Origin of the sequence: Mesorhizobium sp. LSJC285A00 (assembly GCF_000503155.1) — a bacterium.
Lineage (GTDB): Bacteria > Pseudomonadota > Alphaproteobacteria > Rhizobiales > Rhizobiaceae > Mesorhizobium.
Genome location: NZ_AYVK01000012.1, coordinates 194,943 through 216,726, shown reverse-complemented (window position 1 = coordinate 216,726; position 21,784 = coordinate 194,943). Strand labels below are relative to the sequence as shown.

At 63.4% G+C, this 21,784-nt stretch carries 18 protein-coding genes; 12 read left to right on the top strand and 6 right to left on the bottom strand.

The genetic code is table 11. From position 1 onward, the window contains the following. The first annotated feature begins 94 nt into the window (after positions 1 to 94). Positions 95 to 847 (top strand): pseudouridine synthase, encoded by a 753-nt coding sequence (locus X726_RS156050; protein ID WP_023669671.1) that lies wholly within the window; start codon positions 95 to 97, stop codon positions 845 to 847. A 22-nt stretch (positions 848 to 869) separates the two neighbouring features. Here X726_RS156050 and X726_RS156055 read toward each other — a convergent pair whose 3' ends face one another. Next, a complete protein-coding gene (locus X726_RS156055) occupies positions 870 to 1,451 on the bottom strand; it encodes a histidine phosphatase family protein (protein ID WP_023669670.1) in 582 nt (193 codons plus the stop codon). A 135-nt stretch (positions 1,452 to 1,586) separates the two neighbouring features. After that, positions 1,587 to 2,933, bottom strand: coding sequence for a dicarboxylate/amino acid:cation symporter (locus X726_RS156060; RefSeq protein WP_156033684.1), 1,347 nt, complete (start codon positions 2,931 to 2,933; stop codon positions 1,587 to 1,589). Between the two features lie 220 nt (positions 2,934 to 3,153). Between X726_RS156060 and X726_RS156065 the strand changes: the two genes are divergently transcribed. The 3 genes from X726_RS156065 to X726_RS19165 all read left to right on the top strand — a co-directional run bounded on the left by X726_RS156065 (position 3,154) and on the right by X726_RS19165 (position 6,891). Next, positions 3,154 to 5,013, top strand: coding sequence for an ATP-binding protein (locus X726_RS156065; RefSeq protein WP_023669668.1), 1,860 nt, complete (start codon positions 3,154 to 3,156; stop codon positions 5,011 to 5,013). Beyond that, a complete protein-coding gene (locus X726_RS156070; protein WP_023669667.1) occupies positions 5,010 to 6,359 on the top strand; it encodes a sigma-54 dependent transcriptional regulator in 1,350 nt (449 codons plus the stop codon). Before X726_RS156065 ends, X726_RS156070 begins: the two co-directional genes overlap by 4 nt. A 184-nt stretch (positions 6,360 to 6,543) precedes the next feature. After that, complete coding sequence (locus tag X726_RS19165) at positions 6,544 to 6,891, top strand: hypothetical protein (protein WP_032885862.1); 348 nt, start codon at positions 6,544 to 6,546, stop codon at positions 6,889 to 6,891. Positions 6,892 to 6,908: 17 nt separating this feature from the next. On the opposite strand, the gene ggt is transcribed toward X726_RS19165, so the two are convergent. From ggt to X726_RS156085, 3 genes are all read right to left on the bottom strand, one after another. Continuing rightward, on the bottom strand, positions 6,909 to 8,648 hold the full coding sequence (ggt, locus tag X726_RS156075; protein ID WP_023669665.1) for a gamma-glutamyltransferase: 1,740 nt from the start codon (positions 8,646 to 8,648) through the stop codon (positions 6,909 to 6,911). Positions 8,649 to 8,786: 138 nt separating this feature from the next. Next, entirely contained in the window at positions 8,787 to 10,079 is a 1,293-nt protein-coding gene (gene rhaI, locus X726_RS156080) for an L-rhamnose catabolism isomerase (RefSeq protein ID WP_023669664.1), read from the bottom strand. A 107-nt stretch (positions 10,080 to 10,186) separates the two neighbouring features. Further along, a complete protein-coding gene (locus X726_RS156085; RefSeq protein ID WP_023669663.1) occupies positions 10,187 to 12,289 on the bottom strand; it encodes a bifunctional rhamnulose-1-phosphate aldolase/short-chain dehydrogenase in 2,103 nt (700 codons plus the stop codon). A 183-nt stretch (positions 12,290 to 12,472) separates the two neighbouring features. Here X726_RS156085 and X726_RS156090 point away from each other — a divergent pair, with 183 nt between their 5' ends. From X726_RS156090 to X726_RS156120, 7 genes are all read left to right on the top strand, one after another. Next, the gene (locus X726_RS156090; protein WP_023669662.1) at positions 12,473 to 13,276 is read left to right on the top strand and encodes a DeoR/GlpR family DNA-binding transcription regulator; all 804 of its coding nucleotides are present in this window, start codon (positions 12,473 to 12,475) and stop codon (positions 13,274 to 13,276) included. Positions 13,277 to 13,324: 48 nt separating this feature from the next. Continuing rightward, a complete protein-coding gene (rhaS, locus tag X726_RS156095) occupies positions 13,325 to 14,320 on the top strand; it encodes a rhamnose ABC transporter substrate-binding protein (RefSeq protein WP_023669661.1) in 996 nt (331 codons plus the stop codon). 84 nt (positions 14,321 to 14,404) lie between these two features. Then, a complete protein-coding gene (locus tag X726_RS156100; protein WP_023669660.1) occupies positions 14,405 to 15,946 on the top strand; it encodes a sugar ABC transporter ATP-binding protein in 1,542 nt (513 codons plus the stop codon). After that, positions 15,943 to 16,920, top strand: a complete 978-nt coding sequence (locus X726_RS156105) for an ABC transporter permease (protein ID WP_023669659.1) — start codon at positions 15,943 to 15,945, stop codon at positions 16,918 to 16,920. Before X726_RS156100 ends, X726_RS156105 begins: the two co-directional genes overlap by 4 nt. Beyond that, on the top strand, positions 16,917 to 17,909 hold the full coding sequence (locus X726_RS156110) for an ABC transporter permease (protein WP_023669658.1): 993 nt from the start codon (positions 16,917 to 16,919) through the stop codon (positions 17,907 to 17,909). The genes X726_RS156105 and X726_RS156110 overlap by 4 nt, the downstream gene beginning before the upstream one ends. Beyond that, positions 17,909 to 18,226: an L-rhamnose mutarotase gene (gene rhaM / locus X726_RS156115; protein ID WP_023669657.1), complete on the top strand. Its 318-nt coding sequence runs from the start codon at positions 17,909 to 17,911 to the stop codon at positions 18,224 to 18,226. Before X726_RS156110 ends, rhaM begins: the two co-directional genes overlap by 1 nt. Beyond that, positions 18,223 to 19,599, top strand: a complete 1,377-nt coding sequence (locus X726_RS156120) for an FGGY-family carbohydrate kinase (RefSeq protein WP_023669656.1) — start codon at positions 18,223 to 18,225, stop codon at positions 19,597 to 19,599. The genes rhaM and X726_RS156120 overlap by 4 nt, the downstream gene beginning before the upstream one ends. Here the strand turns inward: X726_RS156120 and X726_RS156125 are convergent, their stop codons facing one another. Beyond that, complete coding sequence (locus X726_RS156125) at positions 19,600 to 21,426, bottom strand: alanine racemase (protein WP_023669655.1); 1,827 nt, start codon at positions 21,424 to 21,426, stop codon at positions 19,600 to 19,602. A 145-nt stretch (positions 21,427 to 21,571) separates the two neighbouring features. Here X726_RS156125 and X726_RS0135025 point away from each other — a divergent pair, with 145 nt between their 5' ends. Continuing rightward, positions 21,572 to 21,781 carry a hypothetical protein gene (locus tag X726_RS0135025; RefSeq protein ID WP_023745309.1) on the top strand — a complete coding sequence of 70 codons (210 nt, stop codon included), beginning with the start codon at positions 21,572 to 21,574 and terminating at the stop codon, positions 21,779 to 21,781. Positions 21,782 to 21,784: the final 3 nt, after the last annotated feature.

Here is a 21,784-nt window from a genome sequence, read left to right as displayed (position 1 = left end):
CCCGCGACCCGTGCTGTTGATGCCGCGGCAGGTTGCGAAGCCAATGCGGGGCGTGGCATTTGTCGATGCCGATCATTGGGATGGCAAGCAGGACATGGCACGGCCACCAGACATCGCCCGACACCAGGCCGCCAAGGCAGGCGTTAGCCTGAACCGGGCGCTTTCCAAACTCGGCCTGTGTTCGCGCAAGCAGGCCGAGCTGCTGATAGCCGAAGGGCGCGTGCGGGTTGGCGGCAAGGTGGTGCGCGATCCGTCGCTGCGTGTCGATCTCGGCCGCGACCGCATCGCTGTCGACGGCGAGCAGATCGTCGGCGAGGCAAAAGTCTACCTGATGATCAATAAGCCGCGCGGACAGGTCACCACGCGCGATGACCCGCAGGATCGTGGCACCGTCTATGACTGCCTGGTGGAACTGGAGTTGCCTTTCGTGTCGCCGGTCGGCCGCCTCGACAAGGCCAGCGAAGGCCTGTTGCTGATGACCAACGACACGCGCTGGGCCAACCGCCTGCTCGATCCGGCCTCGCATGTCGCCAAGACCTATCATGTCCAGATCGGCACCGCGCCCGACGAAGCGATGCTGGCGCGCTTTCGCGACGGAGCGATCGTCGACGGCGAACTGCTGACCGCAAGTTCGATCGAACTGCTGCGCAGCGGCGGCCGCACTGCCTGGCTGGAAATCGTGCTCGACGAGGGCCGCAACCGCCAGATCCGCCGCCTGCTCGGGGCATTCGATATCGAGGTGCTGAGGCTGGTTCGGGTGGCGATCGGCGGTTTGCAGCTCGGCGAACTCGCCAAGGGCAAGGCGCGGCATCTGACATCGGAGGAATTGGCGGTGCTCGCGCGTTAAGAGGCAGGCTTGCCGCGAAACCCTACTTCTGGTTCCACCTGCGTATCACCGGCTCGCTCAGATCGTGCTCATAGCCGAGGATGCTGAGGCTCGCGGTATCAAGTACGAAGTGCGCACCGCCTTCGGGTGGCAGACCGAGCCAGCGCGCGGCCAGCACGCGCAGGAAATGCGAGCTTGAAAACACCAGCACATTGCCCTCGATTGCCCGCAGCCCGGCGATGATCCTGTCGGCCCTGGCGCCAACATCCGCTACCGACTCGCCGTCGGGACAGCCGTCACGGAACAATTGCCAGCCGGGGCGCTGCACAACAATCTCCTTGGTCTTAACGCCCTCATAGGCGCCATAGTCCCATTCCTGCAGGTCGTCCTTCTTGACGGCAGCAGCGCCGAAGCCGGCAAGCGTGCAGGTGCTGAAGGCGCGCTGCGACGGGCTCGACCACACCGCCTGGAAGGACAGATCCTTGAGCCGGTCTGCCACGCCGCGAGCTGCCGCCTCGCCCTTTGCCGTCAACGGTATGTCGGTGCGGCCGGTGTGTTTTCCCGAAGCGCTCCACTCCGTCTCGCCGTGACGGACGAGGTAGATTTCGGGGTACGGATTGCTCATGCGCCGGCCTTTCGGTTTTACGTCCGCACCCTACCCGGGAGGGCCTGGCCAGCGCCAGCCACGTGCAGGCGGAAAAGGAAAGGCCGCAACCGAATCGGCTGCGGCCTTGTGCTCAAACGTCAGTGCCCGGAGCGGTCAAGCGGGCTGCAGATCGCCCGACAGCGCCAGGTCGGCTTCCTCGGACAATGTGCCGGCCATGGCGGCGGCGAACTTGGTCTGGTCGAGTTCGCCTTCCCAGCGCGCCACAACGATCGTCGCCACTGCATTGCCGACGAAGTTGGTCAGCGCCCGGCATTCCGACATGAAGCGGTCGACCCCTAGGATCAGCGCCATGCCGGCAACGGGTACCGTAGGCACGACAGAGAGCGTGGCGGCCAGCGTGATAAAGCCGGCGCCGGTGATGCCGGCGGCACCCTTGGAGCTCAGCATGGCAACCAGCAGCAGCAGAATCTGGTCGCCATAGGTGAGCGGCGTATCGGTCGCCTGGGCGATGAACAGCGCCGCCAGCGTCATGTAGATGTTGGTGCCGTCGAGGTTGAAGGAATAGCCGGTCGGGATGACCAGGCCGACCACCGAGCGGTTGCAGCCGGCGCGCTCCATCTTGGCCATCAGGCCGGGAAGAGCGGCTTCCGAGGACGAGGTGCCGAGCACCAGCAGCAGCTCTTCCTTGATGTAGCGGATCAAGGCGAGGATCGAGAAGCCGTTGTACCAAGCGACAGCGCCGAGCACGACCAGCACGAAGAGCAGCGACGTCAGGTAGAAGGTGCCGATCAGAAAGGCGAGGTTGGCAATCGCGCCGATGCCGTATTTGCCGACGGTGAAGGCCATGGCGCCGAAGGCGCCGATGGGGGCGGCCTTCATCAGGATGGCGACCAGGCGGAAGATAGGCGAGGTCAGCGCCTGCAGGAAATCGACGACCGGGCGGCCGCGCTCGCCGACCAGAGCGAGAGAGATGCCGAACAGCACCGAGAAGAACAGCACCTGCAGGATGTCGCCTTGCGCGAAGGCGCCGGTGATGGTGTCGGGGATGATGTTGAGCAGGAAGCCGACGATGGTCGTGTCATGCGCCTTCTCGGTGAAGGTGGCGACCTTCGAGGGGTCGAGCGTCGCCGCATTGATGTGCATGCCGGCGCCCGGTTGGACGACGTTGGAGACGACCATGCCGACGACCAGCGCCAGGGTCGAAAAGACCAGGAAATAGATCATCGCCTTGCCGGCGACGCGGCCAACCTTTTTCAGGTCGGAGACGCCGGCAATGCCTGTGGTCACCGTCAGGAAGATGACCGGCGCGATCACCATCTTGACCAGCTTGATGAAGGCATCGCCGAGCGGCTTCAGCGAAGCACCGAGTTCGGGATAGAAATGACCGAGCAGGATGCCGGCGGCGATCGCCGTCAGGACCTGCACGTAGAGATGACGGTAAAAGGGTAGCTTGCCGCGCGGTTCGGCGGCAGCGAATGCTGGCTGCATGACGTCCTCCATGGCGCCCCGATCGAAAGCTCGACCTCCCGGGGCAAGTTGTTTCCGCAGCCTCGCGACTGCTGTACTGGTCACTGCAACTGCCGTGCCAGACTGAGCGGCATTACCGTATCCATTGATTTTGTTGGAGATCTTTGTCGACCGAGCTGGTGCGCCGCAACCGCAAGTGCGGACATCCGCATGACTGAATTGTGCTTTGTGCGAAATCATGCACAAATAGGGAATGCTGCAACGCCCTGCCGCGGTCCTGTCGCCGACGCCCGAGCAACTCGGCAAACGCGCGCGTCGCGCCTGGCTGCTGTTTGCGGCGATCGCGCTGGTGATCGTTGCCACGGCGCTCACCGGCGCCGGCCTCTACTCGCGCCGCGCCGAGGTCGCGGCACTGGCGGCGCAAGGCCGCACCGATGCCAATCTGAAGGTTGCGTTGCTGCGCGCCGTGCTGGAAAGCCCGCGGGCGCTGCCGCTGCTCTTGTCCGAGGACCAGCAGGTGCATGACGCCCTGCAGAACAAGGGCGCTGTCACGATCGACGTGCTCAACCGCAAGCTCGAAGGGCTGGTCTCCGGCACCAAGGCTTCGGTGCTTTACGTCACCGGCGTCGACGGGTTTGCGATCGCCTCCAGCAACTGGCGCGAAACAACCAGCTTCGTCGGCAACGACTATGGTTTCCGCGCCTATTTCTCCGGCGCCATGCAATCGAGAACGGCCGAATATTTTGCGCTGGGCAACATCAGCAAGCGCCCGGGCCTCTATATTTCGCGTCGCGTCGGCAATGCGGCGGCACCGCTCGGCGTCGTCGTCGTTAAGATGGAATTCGACCAGCTTGAAGCCGACTGGCATGAGGCCAACCGGCCGGCCTATGTCAGCGACGACCACGGCGTCGTGCTGATCACCAGCGTGCCGTCCTGGCGCTTCATGACCACCGCGCCGCTGACCGGCCCGGTGGCTGCCGCCATCCGGAGCAGCCAGCAATTCGGCAACGCGCCGCTGATCCCCTTGCCGATCACACGCCCCGAGGCATTGAGCCCTGACGTGTCGATGGTGCATGCGATAACACCGGGCGGCAGCGATGCCGAATATCTCAGGCTTTCGACACTGGTCCAATCGACGCCATGGCGGCTCGATTATCTCGTGCCGGTCGAAGCGCCGATCGCGGCTGCGGTGCGTGAGATGCGGCTGCTGGCGCTGGGCGTCGTGGTGCCGTTGCTGGCGCTGGCCGGCTATCTCCTGTGGCGCCGTCAGTCGGCGCAGATGCGCATCGCTGCCGAACAGGCAGCGCGCATCGAGCTTGAGCGCCGCGTCGTCGAGCGTACGCATGACCTCAGCCTGGCGCGCGACCGGCTGCAGGCCGAGATCACCGATCACCGCAGCACCGAAGCCAAGCTGCAGGTCATGCAGCAGGAATTGGTGCAGGCCAACCGTCTTGCTACCCTCGGCCAGGTTGCCGCCGGGGTCGCGCATGAGATCAACCAGCCGGTGGCGACGATCCGCGCCTATGCCGACAATGCGCGTGTGTTCCTGGAGCGCAAGCAGACCGCCTCGGCCGAGGAGAACCTTGGCGCGATTGCCGCGCTGACCGAGCGCATCGGCGGCATCACCGAAGAGTTGAAGGTCTTTGCCCGCAAGGGGCGCACGGCAGCCGAACCGGTCGAATTGCGCGGCGTCATCGAGGGCGCCGTGGTGCTGCTCAGAAGCCGCTTTGCCGGTCGGCTGGACGCACTCGATATCACGCTTCCGCCGGTAACGCTCAAGGTGATGGGCAACCGGCTGCGGCTCGAACAGGTGCTGATCAACCTGTTCCAGAATGCGCTGGAAGCGCTGGACGGGCGCGACGGCGCCAGGGTGCAGGTGTCGGCCCAGGAGACGGCCGACGGCGTGGCGCTTGCCGTCGCCGACAATGGGCCGGGCATTTCGCCTGCCATCCTCAAGTCATTGTTCACGCCGTTCAACACCTCGAAGGAAAAAGGCCTCGGGCTCGGCCTCGTCATCTCGCAGGACATCGTCGCCGACTATGGCGGACGCATCGAGGTGGCGAGCGACCAGGCCGGCACGCGCTTTACCATTCACCTCGCCAGGGCAGCATGATGGACACCGCACCGGTCGTATTGATCGACGACGATAGCGAATTGCGGAGGGCCACGCGGCAGACGCTGGAACTCGCTGGTTTTTCCGTCTCGGCCTTTGCGGTGGCGAACGAGGCGCTGGCCGGGCTCGACGCCAATTTTCCCGGCGTGGTGGTGTCCGACATCCGCATGCCCGGCATTGACGGCCTGCAGCTCTTCGACCGCGTCTTGCAGCTTGATGCCGACATTCCGGTAATCCTGGTCACCGGGCATGGCGACATCGCGGTTGCGGTCAAGGCGATCAAGGATGGCGCCTACGACTTCATCACCAAGCCTTTCGCCGCCGACCGGCTGGCGCAAAGTGTGGCACGGGCGGCGGAAAAGCGCCGGCTGGTGATGGAGAACCGCGCCTTGCGCGAAAGCGCCGAACAGGCGCAGGACGGCCTGCCGCTGATCGGGCAGACGCTGGCGATGGAGCGATTGCGCCGGACGCTGCGGCAAATCGCCGATACCGATGTCGACGTTCTGGTGACCGGCGAGACCGGCTCCGGCAAGGAGGTGGTGGCGAGCCTGCTGCATCGCTGGAGCCGCCGCGCCAGGGGCAATTTCGTGGCGCTGAATTGCGGCGCGCTGCCGGACACGGTCATCGAAAGCGAGCTGTTCGGCCATGAGGCCGGCGCCTTCACCGGCGCACAGAAGAAGCGCATCGGCCGGATCGAGCATTCGAGCGGCGGCACGCTGTTCCTCGACGAGATCGAAAGCATGCCGGCCTCGACCCAGGTGCAGATGCTGCGGGTGCTGGAAATGCGCGAGGTGACGCCGCTCGGCACCAATGAAATCCGGCCGGTCGACCTGCGCGTCGTCGCCGCCGCCAAGGTCGATCTCGGCGACGCCAGCCGGCGCGGCGCCTTCCGCGAGGATCTCTACTACCGGCTCAATGTGGTGACGATCTCGATCCCGCCGCTGCGCGAACGCCGCGACGACGTCGCCCTGCTGTTCTTCTACTTCGCCGAGCGTGCAGCCGGCCGCTTCCGCCGGCAAATGCCAGCCGTGCCTGCCTCAGTGCACCGCCATCTGAGCCAGCACGACTGGCCGGGCAATGTGCGTGAACTCGCGCATTTCGCCGAGCGTTTCGTGCTGGGACTCGAGGAAGCGGCGCAAGCGCCACCTTCCGCCCCGGCGGAGCCGGATGACGCCAGCTCACTGCCGGAACGGCTGGAACGCTATGAAGCCAATGTCATCCGCGAGGCGCTTGGCCGCAATGACGGCGATGTCCGGCGCACGATTGAAGCGCTCGGCATTCCGCGCAAGACCTTCTACGACAAGCTGCAGCGGCACCGCATCGTGCGCAGCGATTTTTCCAGGTAATTCATTTTCCAGGTATTCAGGCGTGTGGACCCGAAAGCAGGGTAGATTTTGTGAACCGGCGCAAAAAAACCGTGGCAAGTCGGCATCAGAAAGTGTTGAAGACCGCATCGGCGGCCTTCGGCACGGCGCGATCCGGTTGCGCTCGGCAGATGTTGATGATTTGTTGCCGGTCAGCGGAGAATGAATGATGCGAGAACCTGTCGGTCAAGATGAATATGGATCGACCAACCCGTTCGATCCGGACGATCTGACGAATTTGAACGCGATCGGCCCGGCCATGGGCGGCGGCAACGACTTCGAGAAATACGCCGTTGCCGTGATCATCGTCTTCGGCGCGCTGATCATTGGCGGGCTGATGGCCGCTTCCATGACCTTTGGTCACCGGAACGGCTTCCTGTTTGCGCTTGGCGGCGCAACCGCGGCCTGGATATCGGGCAATGCGCTGCTCCTCGACCGTCCCCGCATCTACGCGGCGTTCGTCGTGATCGCGGCGCTGATGCTCGTCGGGTCGACGCTTACGCTCGTCCTCTGATCAATCTCTTGTTTTGATCAGTAGCCAATCGCCTCGCCGGATGCGGCGCGGCTGTCGATGGCGCCGTTGTAGCGGGCGCCGCCGCCCTTCTCGATTTCCGCCAGGCTCTTGCCGCCGACAAGAATGCCGGCCGCCTGACCCCAGGTAGAATCCGCGAGATCGAGGTGGTAGCCCATGCCGGCCAGCAGTTTTTCAGTGTCGGGCGACAGGCCGAACGGTTCGACATAGATCGTGTCGGGCAGCCATTGATGGTGGATGCGCGATGCGTCGATCGCCTCCTGGATGTTCATGCCGTGGTCGATGACGTTGACGATGGCTTCCAGCGTGATGGTGATGATGCGCGAGCCGCCGGGGCTGCCGATAACCATGAACGGCTTGCCGTCCTTGGCGACGATGGTCGGGCTCATCGATGACAGCGGCGTCTTCTTCGGCTGGATGGCATTGGCCTCTCCCTGCACGAGACCGTAGAGGTTGGGCACGCCAGGCTTCTGGGTGAAATCATCCATCTCGTTGTTGAGCAGGATGCCGGTGCCGTCGGCGACCACGCCGGCGCCGAACGAACCGTTCAGCGTATAGGTGACCGCGACCGCATTGCCGTCATCGTCGATGATTGAATAGTGCGTCGTTTCCTTCGACTCGCCGAAGCCCTTCGGCATCAAATCCTGCGAGACGCCGGCGCGGAACGGGTCGATCTTGTCGCGGATCTCCTTGGCGTAACCCTTGTCGAGCAGTTTCGAGACCGGATTGTCGACGAAATCGGGATCGCCGAGCGCCGAGTTGCGGTCCACATAGGCGTAGCGCATCGCCTCGACCATGACATGCACGGTCTCGGCCGAGCGGGCGCCGAGATAAGACAGCGGGTAGCCCTCCAGCACGTTGAGGATTTCGCAGATGATGACGCCGCCGGAGCTTGGCGGCGGCGAGGACGTGATCTCATAGCCCCGATAGGTGCAGCTCACCGGTTGCAGCTCGCGTACCTTATATTGCTCGAAGTCTGAGTTGGCCAGAATGCCGCCCTTGGCGCCGCTCGCCTTGACGATGGCGTCGGCGATGGCGCCTTTGTAGAAGGCGTCGGCGCCTTTTTCGGAGATGGCGGCGAGCGAGGCTGCAAGATCGGGCTGGAGGAGACGCTCGCCGGCGCCATAGGGTTTGCCGTCCGGCTTCAGGAAGATGGCGGCGGCGGCAGGGTCCTTCGCCAGCCGTGCGGCATTGCTCGCGAATGAAGCAGCGTCGCCCTGGTCGAGGATGAAGCCATCCTTGGCATAGGCAATTGCCGGCGCCATCAAATCCTGGCGTGGCAGCGTGCCATATTTTTCACGAGCCATCTCGAACCCTGCCACGGAACCCGGTACGCCGACCGCAAGGTAGCCATCAAGGCTGGCGCCCTTCACCGGATTGCCGTCCTTGTCGAGATACATGGTCTTGGTTGCCGCCAGCGGCGCGCGCTCGCGGAAATCGAGGAAGGTCGATTTGCCGTCCTTGAAGCGGATGGTCATGAACCCGCCACCGCCGATATTGCCGGCATTAGGGTAGACGACGGCGAGCGCATAGCCGACGGCGACCGCCGCATCGACGGCATTGCCGCCCTTCTTCAGCACCTCGACGCCGGCTTCCGACGCCAGATGCTGGGCGGTGACGACCATGCCGTGCTCGCCCTTCGCCGGTTGTGGCGAGGCGGCATGGAGCGCGCCGGATGGCGCGAGCGCAATTGCGAGCGAAAGGGTGACGCCAATCAGCGTCCGGCGGGTCAAGGGCATGGCGGTGCTCCAAGTGCGGTGCCTAGAAGAGCTACATGGAGCGGCCGAGTCCATCATCAATATGAGCGAACACATATTGATGTTCGCCTGCCGGCAGAGGCAAGCTGATCTCCCCCCTGTGGTGGAGATTAGCCAATCTCAAACAATCCCGCCTGAACCGCCCACAACCGCCGGCCGTTCCGCCGCGACCTTCGCCCGGTAGCCCGCCGCGCGATATGCGGCGACTGGATCGATGGCGCCGCCTGTGTTCAGCCGCGCCATGGCAAGGATCGGCTCGACATCGGTGCGGTAGGCAGCTTTCAGCGTCTGCGTCGCCATCAGCGCATCATTGCCGTCTTGGAAACCCTCGAGCGCCTTGCGGTCGACCAGCAGCGCCTGCGCATAGGCGCGCTGCACCTCGACCGCCGACAGCATCAGGCTTTCGATCGGATCGGTGACGTTGTGGCTCTGGTCGAGCATGTGGGCGGGATCGAAACCCTCGGCGCCGGACAGCTCGGCATCGACCAGTTCGTTGAAGACCAGGAACAGCCGATAGGGATCGATCGAGCCGGCATCGAGATCGTCGTCGCCATATTTGGAATCGTTGAAGTGGAAGCCGCCGAGTTTCTTGAACTGGATCAGCCGCGACACGATCATCTCGATGTTGACGTTGGGCGCATGGTGGCCGAGGTCGACCAGGCAGTAGGCCTTGTCGCCCAGCTCCTTGGATATGAGGTAGTTGGTGCCCCAGTCCTGCACGACCGTGGAGTAGAAAGCCGGCTCGTACATTTTGTGTTCGGTGAACAGTTTCCAGTCGGCGGGCAGTCCGGCATAGATCTCCTTCATCGCGTCGAGATAGCGCTCGAAGGCTTTGGCGAAATTGACCTGGCCGGGGAAATTCGAGCCGTCGCCGATCCACACTGTTAGCGCCCTGGACCCCAGCGTCTTGCCGATCTCGATGCATTCCAGATTGTGCTCGACCGCCTGGCGGCGCGTGCCGGCATCGGCATGCGACAGCGACCCGAACTTGTAGGACAGTTTTTGGTCCCTGGCATCCGAGAAGGTGTTGGAATTCATGGCGTCGAAGCCGAGGCCGAAGCGCGAGGCCGCCTGCTTCAGCCGGTTCGGATCGGCCTTGTCCCACGGTATATGCAGCGAGACGGTCGGCGTCGCCTGTGTCAGTTGGCTGATGACGGCGCAGTCCTCGATCTTGTCGAAAATGTCGCGCGGCTCGCCGGCGCCGGGAAAGCGGGCAAACCGCGTGCCGCCTGTGCCGACGCCCCAGGACGGAATGGCGACGGCGAATTTCTCGACCTTGTCGCGGATGGCATCGATGGCGATGCCGCGGCGGTCGAGGCGTTCGCCGAGCGACGCGTAGTCGCGCTCGAGGTCGGGTTTGCGCTGGGCGTTGTGGCTGGAGACGAGATCGGCGGCGATGATGGTTTCGGACAAGTGCTATTCCTCCCAATGCGTTCAGTCAGCGCTGCCCTTCATCCGGCCCTTCGGGCCACCTTCTCCCCGTATAGTGACGGGGAGAAGAGAAGCGCTCCGCCCTTAACTCAGCGCGTAAAGCTCTGCGCGTTGCCGGCGTCGACGTTGATGATGTTGCCGGTGGATTTGGCCGACATGTCGGACGCCAGGAAATAGATCGCTTCGGCGATGTCTTCGGGAAACACCGAGCGCTTCAGCATCGAGCGCGAGCGGTAGTGTTCTTCCAGATCGTCGGTCGACATCTTGTAGGCGGCGGCGCGCTGTTCCTTCCACTCGCCGGTCCAGATCTTCGAACCGCGCAGCACGGCGTCCGGATTGACGACGTTGACCCGGATCTGGGCTTCCGCGCCTTCCAGCGCCAGGCAGCGGGCGAGATGGATTTCGGCCGCCTTGGCGGTGCAATAGGCGGCGGCATTGGGTGACGCGGCAAGACCGTTCTTGGAGGCGACGAAGACGACATTGCCGCCGATCTTCTGGGCCCGGAACAGCCGGAAGGCTTCGCGCGAGACCAGGAAATAGCCGGTCGACAATATGTCCATGTTCTTGTTCCACAGCGCCAGCGTCGTCTCCTCGATCGGCGCCGAGGAGGCGAGGCCTGCGTTGGAGACGAGAATATCAATGCCGCCGAACTCGACGGCTGTCTGGGCGAAGCCGGAAATCACCTGCTCCTCCGCGGTGACGTTGATCAGCACCGGCCGGACGAAGTCCTTGCCATAGGCTTTCGCCAGTTCGTCGTTGGCGTTGGCAAGTGCGGTCTCGTCGATATCGGCCAGCACGACGCAGGCGCCTTCGCGCAGCAGGCGATTGGCGGTGGCGCGGCCGATGCCGCCGGCGCCGCCGGTGACCAGCGCGATTTGGCCGGCGAGCGACTTCGGCTTCGGCATGCGCTGCAGCTTCAAATCCTCGAGCAGCCAGTATTCGATGTCGAAGGCCTCCTGCGCCGGCAGGCCGACATAGGACGAAACGGTCGAGGCCCCGCGCATGACATTGATGGCGTTGACGTAGAATTCGCCAGAGATGCGGGCGGTGGCCTTGTCGCCGGCGAAGGTGAACATGCCGACGCCGGGCATCAGGTAGACCACGGCGTTGGGGTCACGGATCGGGGGCGAGTCCGGATGCTTGCAGCTGTCGTAATAGGCCTGGTAGCCGACACGGTACTCAGCAATATCGTCGGCGAGGCGCGCAATCACGGCTTCGACGTCGGGCTTCGCTGGGTCGAACTCGATAACCAGCGGGCGGATTTTTGTGCGCAGGAAATGATCCGGGCATGAGGTACCGAGTGCCGCCAGCGGGCGCAAATCCCTGGAGTTGACGAATTCGAGCACAGCGGCGGAATCGTCGAAATGGCCGAGCTTGTGGCTCTTCTCCGAAATCAGGCCGCGGATCCTCGGCATCAGTCTCGCCGCGATGGCGCGGCGCTCAGCGGCGTCTAGCGATTTGACGACTTCGCCGCCGAAGATGGCGAGACCCTCGGAGCGGCGCTCGAACCATTCGATCGCCTGGTTGATGACCGAGATCGTCGTCTCATAGCACTCCTTGGGTGTGTCGCCCCAGGTGAACAAGCCGTGGCTTTCGAGGATGACGCCCTTGGCCTCGGGGTGTTCGACGCAGAATTTCTCCAGCCAGAGGCCAAGTTCGAAGCCCGGCCGCTTCCACGGCAGCCAGCCGATGGCGTCACCGAAGATCTCCTTGGTCAACGCCTTGGAACCCTTGGCCGCGGCAATCGCGATAATGGCATCGGGATGCATGTGATCGACGAACGGCTTCGGCACATAGGCGTGCAGCGGCGTGTCGATCGAGGCCGCGCGCGGGTTGAGATTGAAGGTGCAGTGGGGAAGATAGCCCACCATCTCGTCCTCATGCGCGACGCCGCGATAAAGGCCTTTCAGCGCCTGCAGTTTGTCCATGTAAAGCGTGGCGAAACCGTCCAGCTTGATCGAGGCGCTGTCGCCGCCCGAGCCCTTGACCCATAGCACTTCGACTTCGGCGCCAGAGAGCGGGTCCTTCTGCCGGATCTTGGACGAGGTGTTGCCGCCGCCATAATTGGTGACACGCTTGTCGGAGCCGAGCGTGTTGGAGCGATAGACCAGAAGCTCAGGCTCGCTCAGCCCCTTGGCTTTAGCATCGTCCCAAAGGTTGGCAAGGCGCGAGCCGGAGCGCTTGTCGAGCATGATTATCCTCCCTGGGACGCAAAAGGCGCGGTCCATTTTGCCGGAAATGTCTACGCAAGCATCTCGGTTGTCAATCATAAACGATCAAGATCGATCATATTGCACTGCACAATGAAATTATATGAGCGGAAATGATTGACACTGGTGGTTTTCTAGTGCCTCATGACCATGCAGGGAGGAACCATGCACGAAAAAGAGCGCCACAGGATCATTCTGTCCGCCGTCCAGGAAAAGCCTGTGGTGACGGTGCAGGAGATGGTCGACCTGACGGACTCCTCCGAGGCGACGATCCGGCGCGATATCGCGGCTCTTCATGTGCAAAAGCGCCTGCGTCGCGTGCGTGGCGGCGCCGAGGCGATCTCGCCACCGCAGTTCATCGGCCTCGCCGGCCGGCCCTTTTCCGTCAACGAAACGCTTAACGCTTCGCAGAAGCGCGCGATTGCGCGCGAAGCGGTGGAGCTGTGCAAGGACGGCGAACCGATCATCATCAATGGCGGCACCACCACCTTCCAGATGGTGCATTTCCTGACCGGACGCCGCATGCCGATCTTCACCAATTCGTTCCCCATCGCCGAGCACCTGCTCAAGCATTCGAAGAACACCGTCATGCTGTCGGGCGGCACCATCTACCGCGAGCAGAACATCATCCTCTCGCCCTTCGACAATGACGTGACGCGTAATTTCTACGCGCGCCGCATGTTCATGGGCGCTCAAGGGCTCGGGCCGCTTGGCCTGATGGAAGGCGACCCGCTGCTGATCCAGGCGGAGCAGAAACTGATCGACCAGGCCGACGAACTGGTGGTGCTGGTCGACTCATCGAAATTCCGCCAGCGCTCGAGCCTGATCCTGTGCGGGCTCAAGCGCATCGCCACCGTCATCACCGATGACGGCATCGAGGATCGCGAAGCCAACATGCTGGAGGCCGCGGGTGTGACGCTGATCGTCGCCCGCAAGTCGGCAAAGGAAGAATCCTCGCTGCAGGCCTGAGGCCAACCGCAGCGACGATGGAATGCAACGCTCAAGGGAGGAAATACGATGAGCTTTCTGAAGAAATTGATGGTGACGGCCGCGTTCTCGGCCGCCATGTTCGTGAATGCCGCCTATGCCGAGAACGTCAAGATCGCGCTGGTGGTGAAGTCGCTCGGCAACGGCTTCTTCGACGCCGCCAACAAGGGCGCCGAAGAGGCGGCCAAGGAACTCGGCGACGTCGACATCATCTACACCGGCCCGACCAAGGCGACCGCCGAAGCGCAGATCGAAGTGGTCAATTCGCTGATCGCGCAGAAGGTCAACGCCATTGCGATTTCGGCCAATGACGCCGACGCGCTGGTGCCGGTGCTGAAGAAGGCCATGGAGCGCGGCATCACCGTCATCTCGTGGGATTCGGGCGTCGCCAAGGAAGGCCGCCAGCTGCATCTCAACCCGTCCGACACCGGCCTGATCGGCGAGACCATCATCAAGCTGGCCGCCGACTATCTGCCGGAAGGCGGCGAAGTCGCCATTCTGTCGGCTTCGTCGACCGCGACCAACCAGAACGCCTGGATCGACGCGGCCAAGAAGATCCTGCCGGAGAAATTCCCCAAGATCAAACTCGTCGCCACCGTCTACGGCGATGACGATTCGGCCAAGAGCACCGACGAAGCCAAGGGCCTGCTGAAATCCTATCCGAACCTCAAGGCGATCATCGCTCCGACCACCGTCGGCGTCGTTGCCGCTGCCCAGGTCGTCACCGACGCGAACCTGATCGGCAAGGTCAATGTCACCGGTCTCGCGCTGCCGTCGGAGTTCAAGAAGTTCATCGACAACGGTTCCAGCCAGGCGGTTGCCCTCTGGAATCCGATCGACCTCGGCTACTCCGCCGTCTACCTCGCTCATGATCTGGCGGTGAAGAAGGAAGAGGCAAAGCCGGGCGCAACGCTGTCGATCGGCCGCGTCGGCAAGGTCACGCTCGATGACAGCAACTCGGCTGCGATGGCTCCGCCCTTCCAGTTCGACAAGTCCAACATCGAAAAGTTCTCCAAGATCTATTGATCTCGGACGTCTCGGACCAAGCGCGGCGGGACCAAAATCCCGCCACGACTTTAAACGGACCTTGTTTCAGGGCTTGATACGGATATGGACACGACAGCCCAGCACGGCATTGCGAAGGAGGAGCCCACGGGTCCTGCCCCGCGCCTGACGCTGTCCGGCGTCTCCAAAAGCTTTCCCGGCGTGCGCGCGCTGCACAATGTCAGCCTGTCGCTTTACCCCGGCCAGGTTACGGCGCTGATCGGTGAAAACGGCGCCGGCAAGTCGACGCTGGTCAAGATCATGACCGGCATCTACCAGCCGGACGCCGGCACGATCAGCATTGACGGCCAGGCCGTCACCCTGCCCAGCGCGCATGCCGCCTTCGGCCACGGCGTCACTGCCATTCATCAGGAAACCGTGCTGTTCGACGATCTGAGCGTCGCCGAAAACATTTTTCTCGGCCATGCGCCGCGCACGCGGCTAGGCACCATCGACTGGCGCACCATGCGAAAACACGCGCGCGAAGTGCTCGACACCATGCATGCCGGCCATATCGACGCCGATGCGCGGCTGAAAGACCTCGGCATCGCCAACAAGCATCTGGTAGCGGTTGCTCGCGCGATGTCGATCGATGCGCAGATCGTCATCATGGATGAGCCGACCGCAGCCCTTTCGATGAAGGAGATCGAGGAGCTTTTCCTGCTGATCGAATTCCTCAAGGAGGAAGGCAAGGCGATCCTGTTCATCAGCCACAAGTTCGACGAGATCTATCGGATCGCCGATCGCTACACCGTGTTCCGCGACGGCGAGATGGTTGGCGAGGGCCTTATCAAGGATACCGGCCAGAGCCAGATCGTGCGCATGATGGTCGGCCGCTCGGTCGATCACATCTTTCCGCAACGCAAGGCCGAGATCGGCGCGCCGGTGCTGTCGGTCGCTGGCCTTTCGCACCCGACCGAATTCAACGACATCGGCTTCGAACTGCACAAGGGCGAGATCCTCGGTTTCTACGGCCTTGTCGGCGCCGGGCGGTCAGAGGTGATGCAGGCGATATCGGGCATCACCCGCATATCGGGTGGAACGATCACGCTGGAAGGCAAGACGATCACGCCGAAATCGGCGGCGGATTCCATCGAAGCCGGCATCGTCTATGTGCCGGAAGAGCGCGGCAAGCAGGGCGTGGTGATCGGCCTGCCGATCTTCCAGAATGTCTCGCTGCCTTCGCTGAAGCGCACCTCCAAATCCGGCCTGCTGCGATTGTCGGAAGAATTCGCGCTCGCCCGCTCCTACACCGAGCGGCTTGACCTCAGGGCCTCCTCGCTCAGCCAGGATGTCGGCACGCTGTCGGGCGGCAACCAACAGAAGATCGTCATCGCCAAATGGCTGGCGACGGCGCCCAAGGTGATCATCCTGGATGAGCCGACCAAGGGCATCGACATCGGCTCCAAGGCCGCCGTGCACGGCTTCATGGCCGAGCTCGTCGCGCAGGGCCTGTCGGTGATCATGGTGTCGTCGGAACTGCCGGAGATTCTGGGCATGTCCGACCGCGTCGTCGTCATGCGCGAAGGGCTGGTTGCGGCGGTCTACGATAATAAGGGGCTGGACGCCGAAACGCTGGTCCGGACGGCAGCGGGGATCGCGGCATGAAGGCTCTCCTTAAATACCGCGAGATCTGGCTGGCAGCGGCGATCGTCGTTTTGATTGTTCTGATCTCGACGCGTTTCCCGGCCTTTGCCGACCCCGGCAATCTCGCCCAGGTGTTCAACGACACCTCGATCCTGATGATCCTGGCGCTGGGACAGATGGTCGTCATCCTGACCCGCTCGATCGACCTGTCGATGGCCTCCAACCTGTGCTTCACCGGCATGGTGGTGGCGATGCTGAACGCCGCGCATCCGGCGATCCCTATCCCGCTGCTGATCGTCATTGCGCTGGCCGTCGGACTGGTGCTCGGCGCCATCAACGGCCTGCTGGTGTGGCGGCTGAACATACCTTCGATCGTGGTGACATTGGGCACGCTCACCATCTATCGCGGCGCCACCTTCGTCCTGTCCGGCGGCGCATGGGTCAATGCCGACAAGATGAGCCCTGAGTTCATCGGCTTCCAGCGCGCAGCTTTCCTGGGCATTCCGGTTCTGTCCTGGATCGCCATACTGGTCATCGCGCTGTTCTTCGTGGTGATGACGCGAACCGCGCTTGGCCGTTCGATCTATGCCATCGGCGTCAACCCGACGGCGTCGGTCTATGCCGGCATCGATGTCGGCCGAACCAAATTCATCGTCTTCTGCATTTCCGGCATGGTCGGCGGGCTCGCCGGTTATCTCTGGATTTCGCGTTATGTCATCGCCTCGGTCGAGGTCGCCAATGGCTATGAACTCAATATCATCGCCGCCTGCGTCATCGGCGGCATTTCGATTGCCGGCGGCATCGGCTCGGTCGGGGGCGCGGTGTTAGGGGCGCTGTTCCTCGGCATCATTTCCAACGCGCTGCCCGTCATCAACATCTCGCCCTTCTGGCAGATGGCGATTTCAGGCAGCGCCATCATCCTGGCCGTCGTGCTCAACGCGCGTGGCGAACGTCAGCAGGGGCGGATTATCCTGAGGAAAGCGGAAGCGGCATGACCGACACCCCCGCCCCGCGCCACATTCCCGACCGACTCGACAAGCCGCTCTCCTCGGCGATCTTTTCCTGGGAGGCGCTGCTGGTCGTCGTGGCGGTCGCCATCTTCGCCATCAACAGTTTCGCCTCGCCCTATTTCCTCGACGCCTACTCCCTGTCGGATCTGACTTTCAATTTCACCGAGAAAGGCCTGATCGCCTTCGCGATGGCGCTGCTGATCATTTCGGGCGAGATCGACCTGTCGGTCGCCGCCATCATCGCGCTCGCCTCGACCATGATGGGCATGGCTGTGCAGGCCGGCGCCGACACGCCGGTGCTGGTGGCTATCGGCATCGTCGTCGGGCTCGGTTGCGGCGCCTTCAACGGGCTCCTGGTGACAAGGCTCGGCCTGCCCTCCATCGTCGTCACCATCGGCACGATGAGCCTGTTTCGCGGCATCGCCTTCATCATCCTGGGCGATCAGGCCTACAAAGGCTATCCCGAGAGTTTTGCTTTCTTGGGCCAGGGTTACGTCTGGTGGGTGGTGTCGTTCGAACTGGTGCTCTTCCTCATCGCGGCCGTCGCCTACTGGTTCCTGCTGCATCGCACCAGCTTCGGCCGCCGTGTCTTTGCCACCGGCAACAATCCGGTCGCGGCACAGTTTTCCGGCGTTCGCGTCGGCCGCATCAAATTCATCCTGTTTTGCCTGACCGGGCTGATGGCCGGCATCGCCTCGGTGCTGATCACCTCGCGGCTCGGCTCGACGCGGCCGTCGATCGCGCAGGGCTATGAGCTAGAGGTCATCACCATGGTGGTGCTGGGCGGCGTCAGCATTCTGGGCGGCTCCGGCAGCATTGTTGGCGTCGTGCTCGCCGCCTTCATCATGGGGCTGGTGACCTTCGGGCTCGGCCTGCTGAACGTGCCCGGCATCGTCATGTCGATCTTCATCGGCCTGCTCTTGATCGTCGTCATCGCGCTGCCGATCGTCTGGCGGCGGCTGCGGTACAGCTGATGCCTGAGAAATACGCCTTCAAGATGCAGCTCAAACCCGGCATGAAAGCCGAGTACAAAAAGCGCCACGATGAGATCTGGCCGGAGCTGGCGGCGCTGCTGAGACAGGCCGGCGTCTCCGATTATTCGATCCATCTCGATGAAGACACCAACATCCTGTTCGGCGTGCTGTGGCGGCGGGCCGACCATGGCATGGCCGACCTGCCGAAGCACCCGGTGATGCAGCGCTGGTGGGCGCACATGGCCGACATCATGGAGACCAGGCCGGACAACCAACCGGTGGCCATCCCCCTGGAAACAATGTTCCATATGGCATGAGTGCGCTGCGCCACATCGCCGTCATCGACATCGGCAAGACCAACGCCAAGGTGGCGCTGGTCGATCTCGTCACGCTGAGCGAGGTGGGGTTGCGCCGCATGGCGAACGCGCCGCTGCGACAAGCGCCCTATCCGCATCACGATGTCGAGGCGCTGTGGACGTTTATCCTCAACAGCCTTGCCAGCCTCGACCGCGAACAGCGTATCGACGCGATTTCGATCACCACGCATGGTGCGACCGGCGTGCTGGTCGACGCCGCGGGCGAACTGGTGCTGCCTGTCCTCGACTATGAGTTCGACGGCCCCGACAGGCTGGCTACAGAGTATAGTGCGATCCGTCCGCCCTTCATTGAGACCGGGACGCCGCGCCTGCCGCTCGGCCTCAATCTCGGTGCGCAATTCTTCTGGCTTGAGAAGCGCTTTCCCACCGAATTCGCCAGGGCCGCCGCGATGCTGATGTATCCGCAATACTGGGCGCTGCGCCTGACCGGCGTTGCCGCCAACGAGGTGACCTCGCTCGGCTGCCACACCGATCTGTGGAGCCCTTGGGAGGCGGACTTTTCCTCGATGGTCGACAGGCTGGATTGGCGCAGGCTGATGGCGCCGGTGCGGCCGGCCAGGGACCAGCTCGGCCCGATCCTGCCTCCGCTTGCCGCGCGCACCGGGCTCGATCCGCAGACGCCGGTATTCTGTGGCCTGCACGATTCCAACGCCTCGCTATTGCCGCATCTTCTGTCCGACGAGCCGCCCTTCTCGGTCGTCTCGACCGGCACCTGGGTGGTATCGATGGCGGTCGGCGGCAGAGAGATTGCGCTCGATGCTGCGCGCGACACGCTGGTCAATGTCAGCGCGCTTGGCGCTCCCGTCCCCTCGGCGCGGTTCATGGGTGGCCGCGAGTTTTCCCAGCTGACCAAGGACAAGCCGCAGGACTGCAGCGGCAGCGAGGTGCTGGCCGTTCTGACAAAAAAGATGCTGCTTTTGCCTTCTACCCAGCAGGGATCAGGACCGTTCCCGCACCATGCCGCGGCATGGCTTGATGCCGACGGCATCAGCAAAGGCGAGCGGTTCGCCGCCATCTCCTTCTATCTGGCGCTGATGACGGCGACCTGCCTCGAGCTGATCGGCGCCGACGGCCCGACCACCGTGGAAGGACCGTTTGCCCGCAACCGGCTCTTTGTCGGCATGCTGGCGGCAGCGACCGCGCGAATCGTCATCGCCTCCGAGGCCGCCACCGGCACCAGCATCGGCGCGGCGCTGCTGGCAACGGATCAGTCCGTGCCACACGGCAAGGGCGAGAGAACTGAACCGCAGACCGACCCGGTCTGGGCGGCCTATGTCACCGCGTGGCGCGCGGCAGTCGGCGCGCAAGGCTGATCACAAAATCCGCTTGCCAAAGGCCGACATGACGAAGTTGACGGCGTCGGCGCCAATCCGCGGCTCCAGACCGGCGGTCAGCCCGGAAACATCCATCGACAGCAGGCCGCCGGAGAGCGCGATCGCCTCCATCGCCTGATGTGTCTCGCGCACCGTCAGCCCGCCCGAGCCCGCAGCCCAACCAGCAAATTCGGTCGCCGTCGGCGAATAGCTGACGTGAAAGCCCTGCGTGCCCGACGTCGCGATGCGGATCGCGTCATGCATGAGGTCGCGCATGCCCATGGCGTCGATATCGGTCATGGTGAAGGCCGAGACGCGCGAATCCTTGAGCACCCTCGCCTCGGCAGGATCGGCGTGACGCAGGCCGACGATGACGACATTTTCCGGCGACAGCTGCGGCTGCAGCGCGCCGGGCTTGTGATCGAGACCGAGCGCGCGGGCCAGCACCGAGACTTCAGGCATGTCTTCGGCCTCCTCGTCCTCGGGCATCAGGGCGGCGATGGAATCGATCCAGATCAAGCCGAAGGAATGCGTCGCGCGCGCCGTTGCGGTCAGCGCCTTGTGGGCGATACGGCGATCGGCGCCGGCAGCGAGCCGGATCAAACCCGAGGGCGGCCGCTCGACGTCGGCGAGTTCGACCACGTCGAAATTCATTGCCTCCAGCCGCGCGCCGGTTCCCTCGCGGGCGATAATCCCGCCGGCTTCCGGTTCGGCCGAGATCGACACCATCTTGCGGCCGGAGAAATCCGCGACGTCGTGCATCGGCGCCTTCTCGACATATTCCGAGGTCATCGCCAGAAGCATGGCGCCATAATTCATGCGGAAGGCGACGCGGTCGCCGACGGTGGGTCGCGGATCGGCATCCTGCACATCGAGCAGCAGATGGTCGCTGGAAGCGCCGAGCACCCTCACCCCTTTGGCGATCGGCGTCAGCCCTTCCACCAGCACGTCCTCGCGGCCTATATTGGCGATGGCGCGCAGCCGGTCGCCCTCGTCGGCGAAGACCGGCTGGTTGCCGAAGGCGTCGTAGCCGGACGTGCCGATCGGCCGCGACGGCTTGAGCTTGACCTCGATAACGTCGCTGGTCAGCCGGCAGGCATCGGGTTCGAGTTCCGGCCATGGCACGTCTCGGAAAGTTTCGACGCCACCTTGCAGGATCGCCTCGCCCACGCGCAGATTGTTGATGCCGACCGGCAGCTTGCCTTCGAGCAGCAGCGTCAGCGATGACGAGGCGCCGCCGGAAATGAAGTCGAGGCTTTTGCCGGACAGGCGCTCGGTCTTGTAGGCATGGGCGACGAGCTGGCCAAGGTTCTCCGGCGTCGGCATTATGGCGCCGAAGCAGCCGAGATTGGTGCCGATGCCGGCGATGCGCACGCCCTTGAATTCCAGGATCTGCTCGACAGTGGGGATCAGGTCGCTTGGCCAGATGCCTTCGCGGAGATCGCCGAGATCGATCATCAGCATGATGTCGTGGACGCGGCCCATGCGCTCGGCAATGCGCGATATCTCGCGGATGGTGGTCAGTTCCGACTGCAGGCTGATGTCGACGGTGCGCACGACCTCCTCGACGCGCGCCATGGGCGGGCTGCGCAGCAGCATGACCGGCGCATTGATGCCGCTGTCGCGCAGCCGGCGGATGTTTTCGAAGCGCGATTCCGCGATGCCGGCAACACCGCCGCGCAGCATGGCCCGCGCCACCTGCGGCATGCCGCATGTGCCCTTGGTGACACCGAATATCTTGATATCAGACAATGCGCAGCGTTCGACGATGGTGCGGGCGTTGCGCTCGATGCGGCCAAGGTCGATAGCGACTTGCGGTCCCGACATTTCGTCACTCAGGGTTTGTAGAATCTGTCAGCCAGATGCATCTTCCAGACCGTCGTACGATTTTGTCAAACTTTGCGCAGTGACGGCCTCAATGTTGGAAACCAGAGCAATTGTATGTGGGCACGTCTTTCGATCGGAGAGGCCGGTGACGCTGGTCGTTCATCATTTCGATGGTGAGTGGCAACTGACCTGCGGCGAACATGATCATCCCGCGGACTGTGGAGATTTCGAAGTTATCGGTCTCGGCCATTTGACCGCCAGGCAGGAAAACTTGGCACAGATTGGCCAGCTTGAGCGCGGATGGCTTGCCGAATGGGTGCACGGCGAATGGACTCGATGCCAACACGACGACTAGAGC

Bases quoted from the DNA above. Each gene is read 5' to 3' on its own strand.
- ggt (WP_023669665.1), bottom strand. From the start codon at position 8,648: ATGCCCTTGACCCGCCGGACGCTGATTGGCGTCACCCTTTCGCTCGCA.
- rhaS (WP_023669661.1), top strand. From the start codon at position 13,325: ATGAGCTTTCTGAAGAAATTGATGGTGACGGCCGCGTTCTCGGCCGCC.
- X726_RS156070 (WP_023669667.1), top strand. From the start codon at position 5,010: ATGATGGACACCGCACCGGTCGTATTGATCGACGACGATAGCGAATTG.
- X726_RS156055 (WP_023669670.1), bottom strand. From the start codon at position 1,451: ATGAGCAATCCGTACCCCGAAATCTACCTCGTCCGTCACGGCGAGACG.
- X726_RS156125 (WP_023669655.1), bottom strand. From the start codon at position 21,426: ATGTCGGGACCGCAAGTCGCTATCGACCTTGGCCGCATCGAGCGCAAC.
- X726_RS156110 (WP_023669658.1), top strand. From the start codon at position 16,917: ATGACCGACACCCCCGCCCCGCGCCACATTCCCGACCGACTCGACAAG.
- X726_RS156085 (WP_023669663.1), bottom strand. From the start codon at position 12,289: ATGCTCGACAAGCGCTCCGGCTCGCGCCTTGCCAACCTTTGGGACGAT.
- X726_RS156065 (WP_023669668.1), top strand. From the start codon at position 3,154: ATGCTGCAACGCCCTGCCGCGGTCCTGTCGCCGACGCCCGAGCAACTC.
- rhaM (WP_023669657.1), top strand. From the start codon at position 17,909: ATGCCTGAGAAATACGCCTTCAAGATGCAGCTCAAACCCGGCATGAAA.
- X726_RS19165 (WP_032885862.1), top strand. From the start codon at position 6,544: ATGATGCGAGAACCTGTCGGTCAAGATGAATATGGATCGACCAACCCG.
- X726_RS156060 (WP_156033684.1), bottom strand. From the start codon at position 2,933: ATGGAGGACGTCATGCAGCCAGCATTCGCTGCCGCCGAACCGCGCGGC.
- X726_RS156105 (WP_023669659.1), top strand. From the start codon at position 15,943: ATGAAGGCTCTCCTTAAATACCGCGAGATCTGGCTGGCAGCGGCGATC.
- X726_RS156120 (WP_023669656.1), top strand. From the start codon at position 18,223: ATGAGTGCGCTGCGCCACATCGCCGTCATCGACATCGGCAAGACCAAC.
- X726_RS156100 (WP_023669660.1), top strand. From the start codon at position 14,405: ATGGACACGACAGCCCAGCACGGCATTGCGAAGGAGGAGCCCACGGGT.
- X726_RS156050 (WP_023669671.1), top strand. From the start codon at position 95: ATGGCACGGCCACCAGACATCGCCCGACACCAGGCCGCCAAGGCAGGC.
- X726_RS156090 (WP_023669662.1), top strand. From the start codon at position 12,473: ATGCACGAAAAAGAGCGCCACAGGATCATTCTGTCCGCCGTCCAGGAA.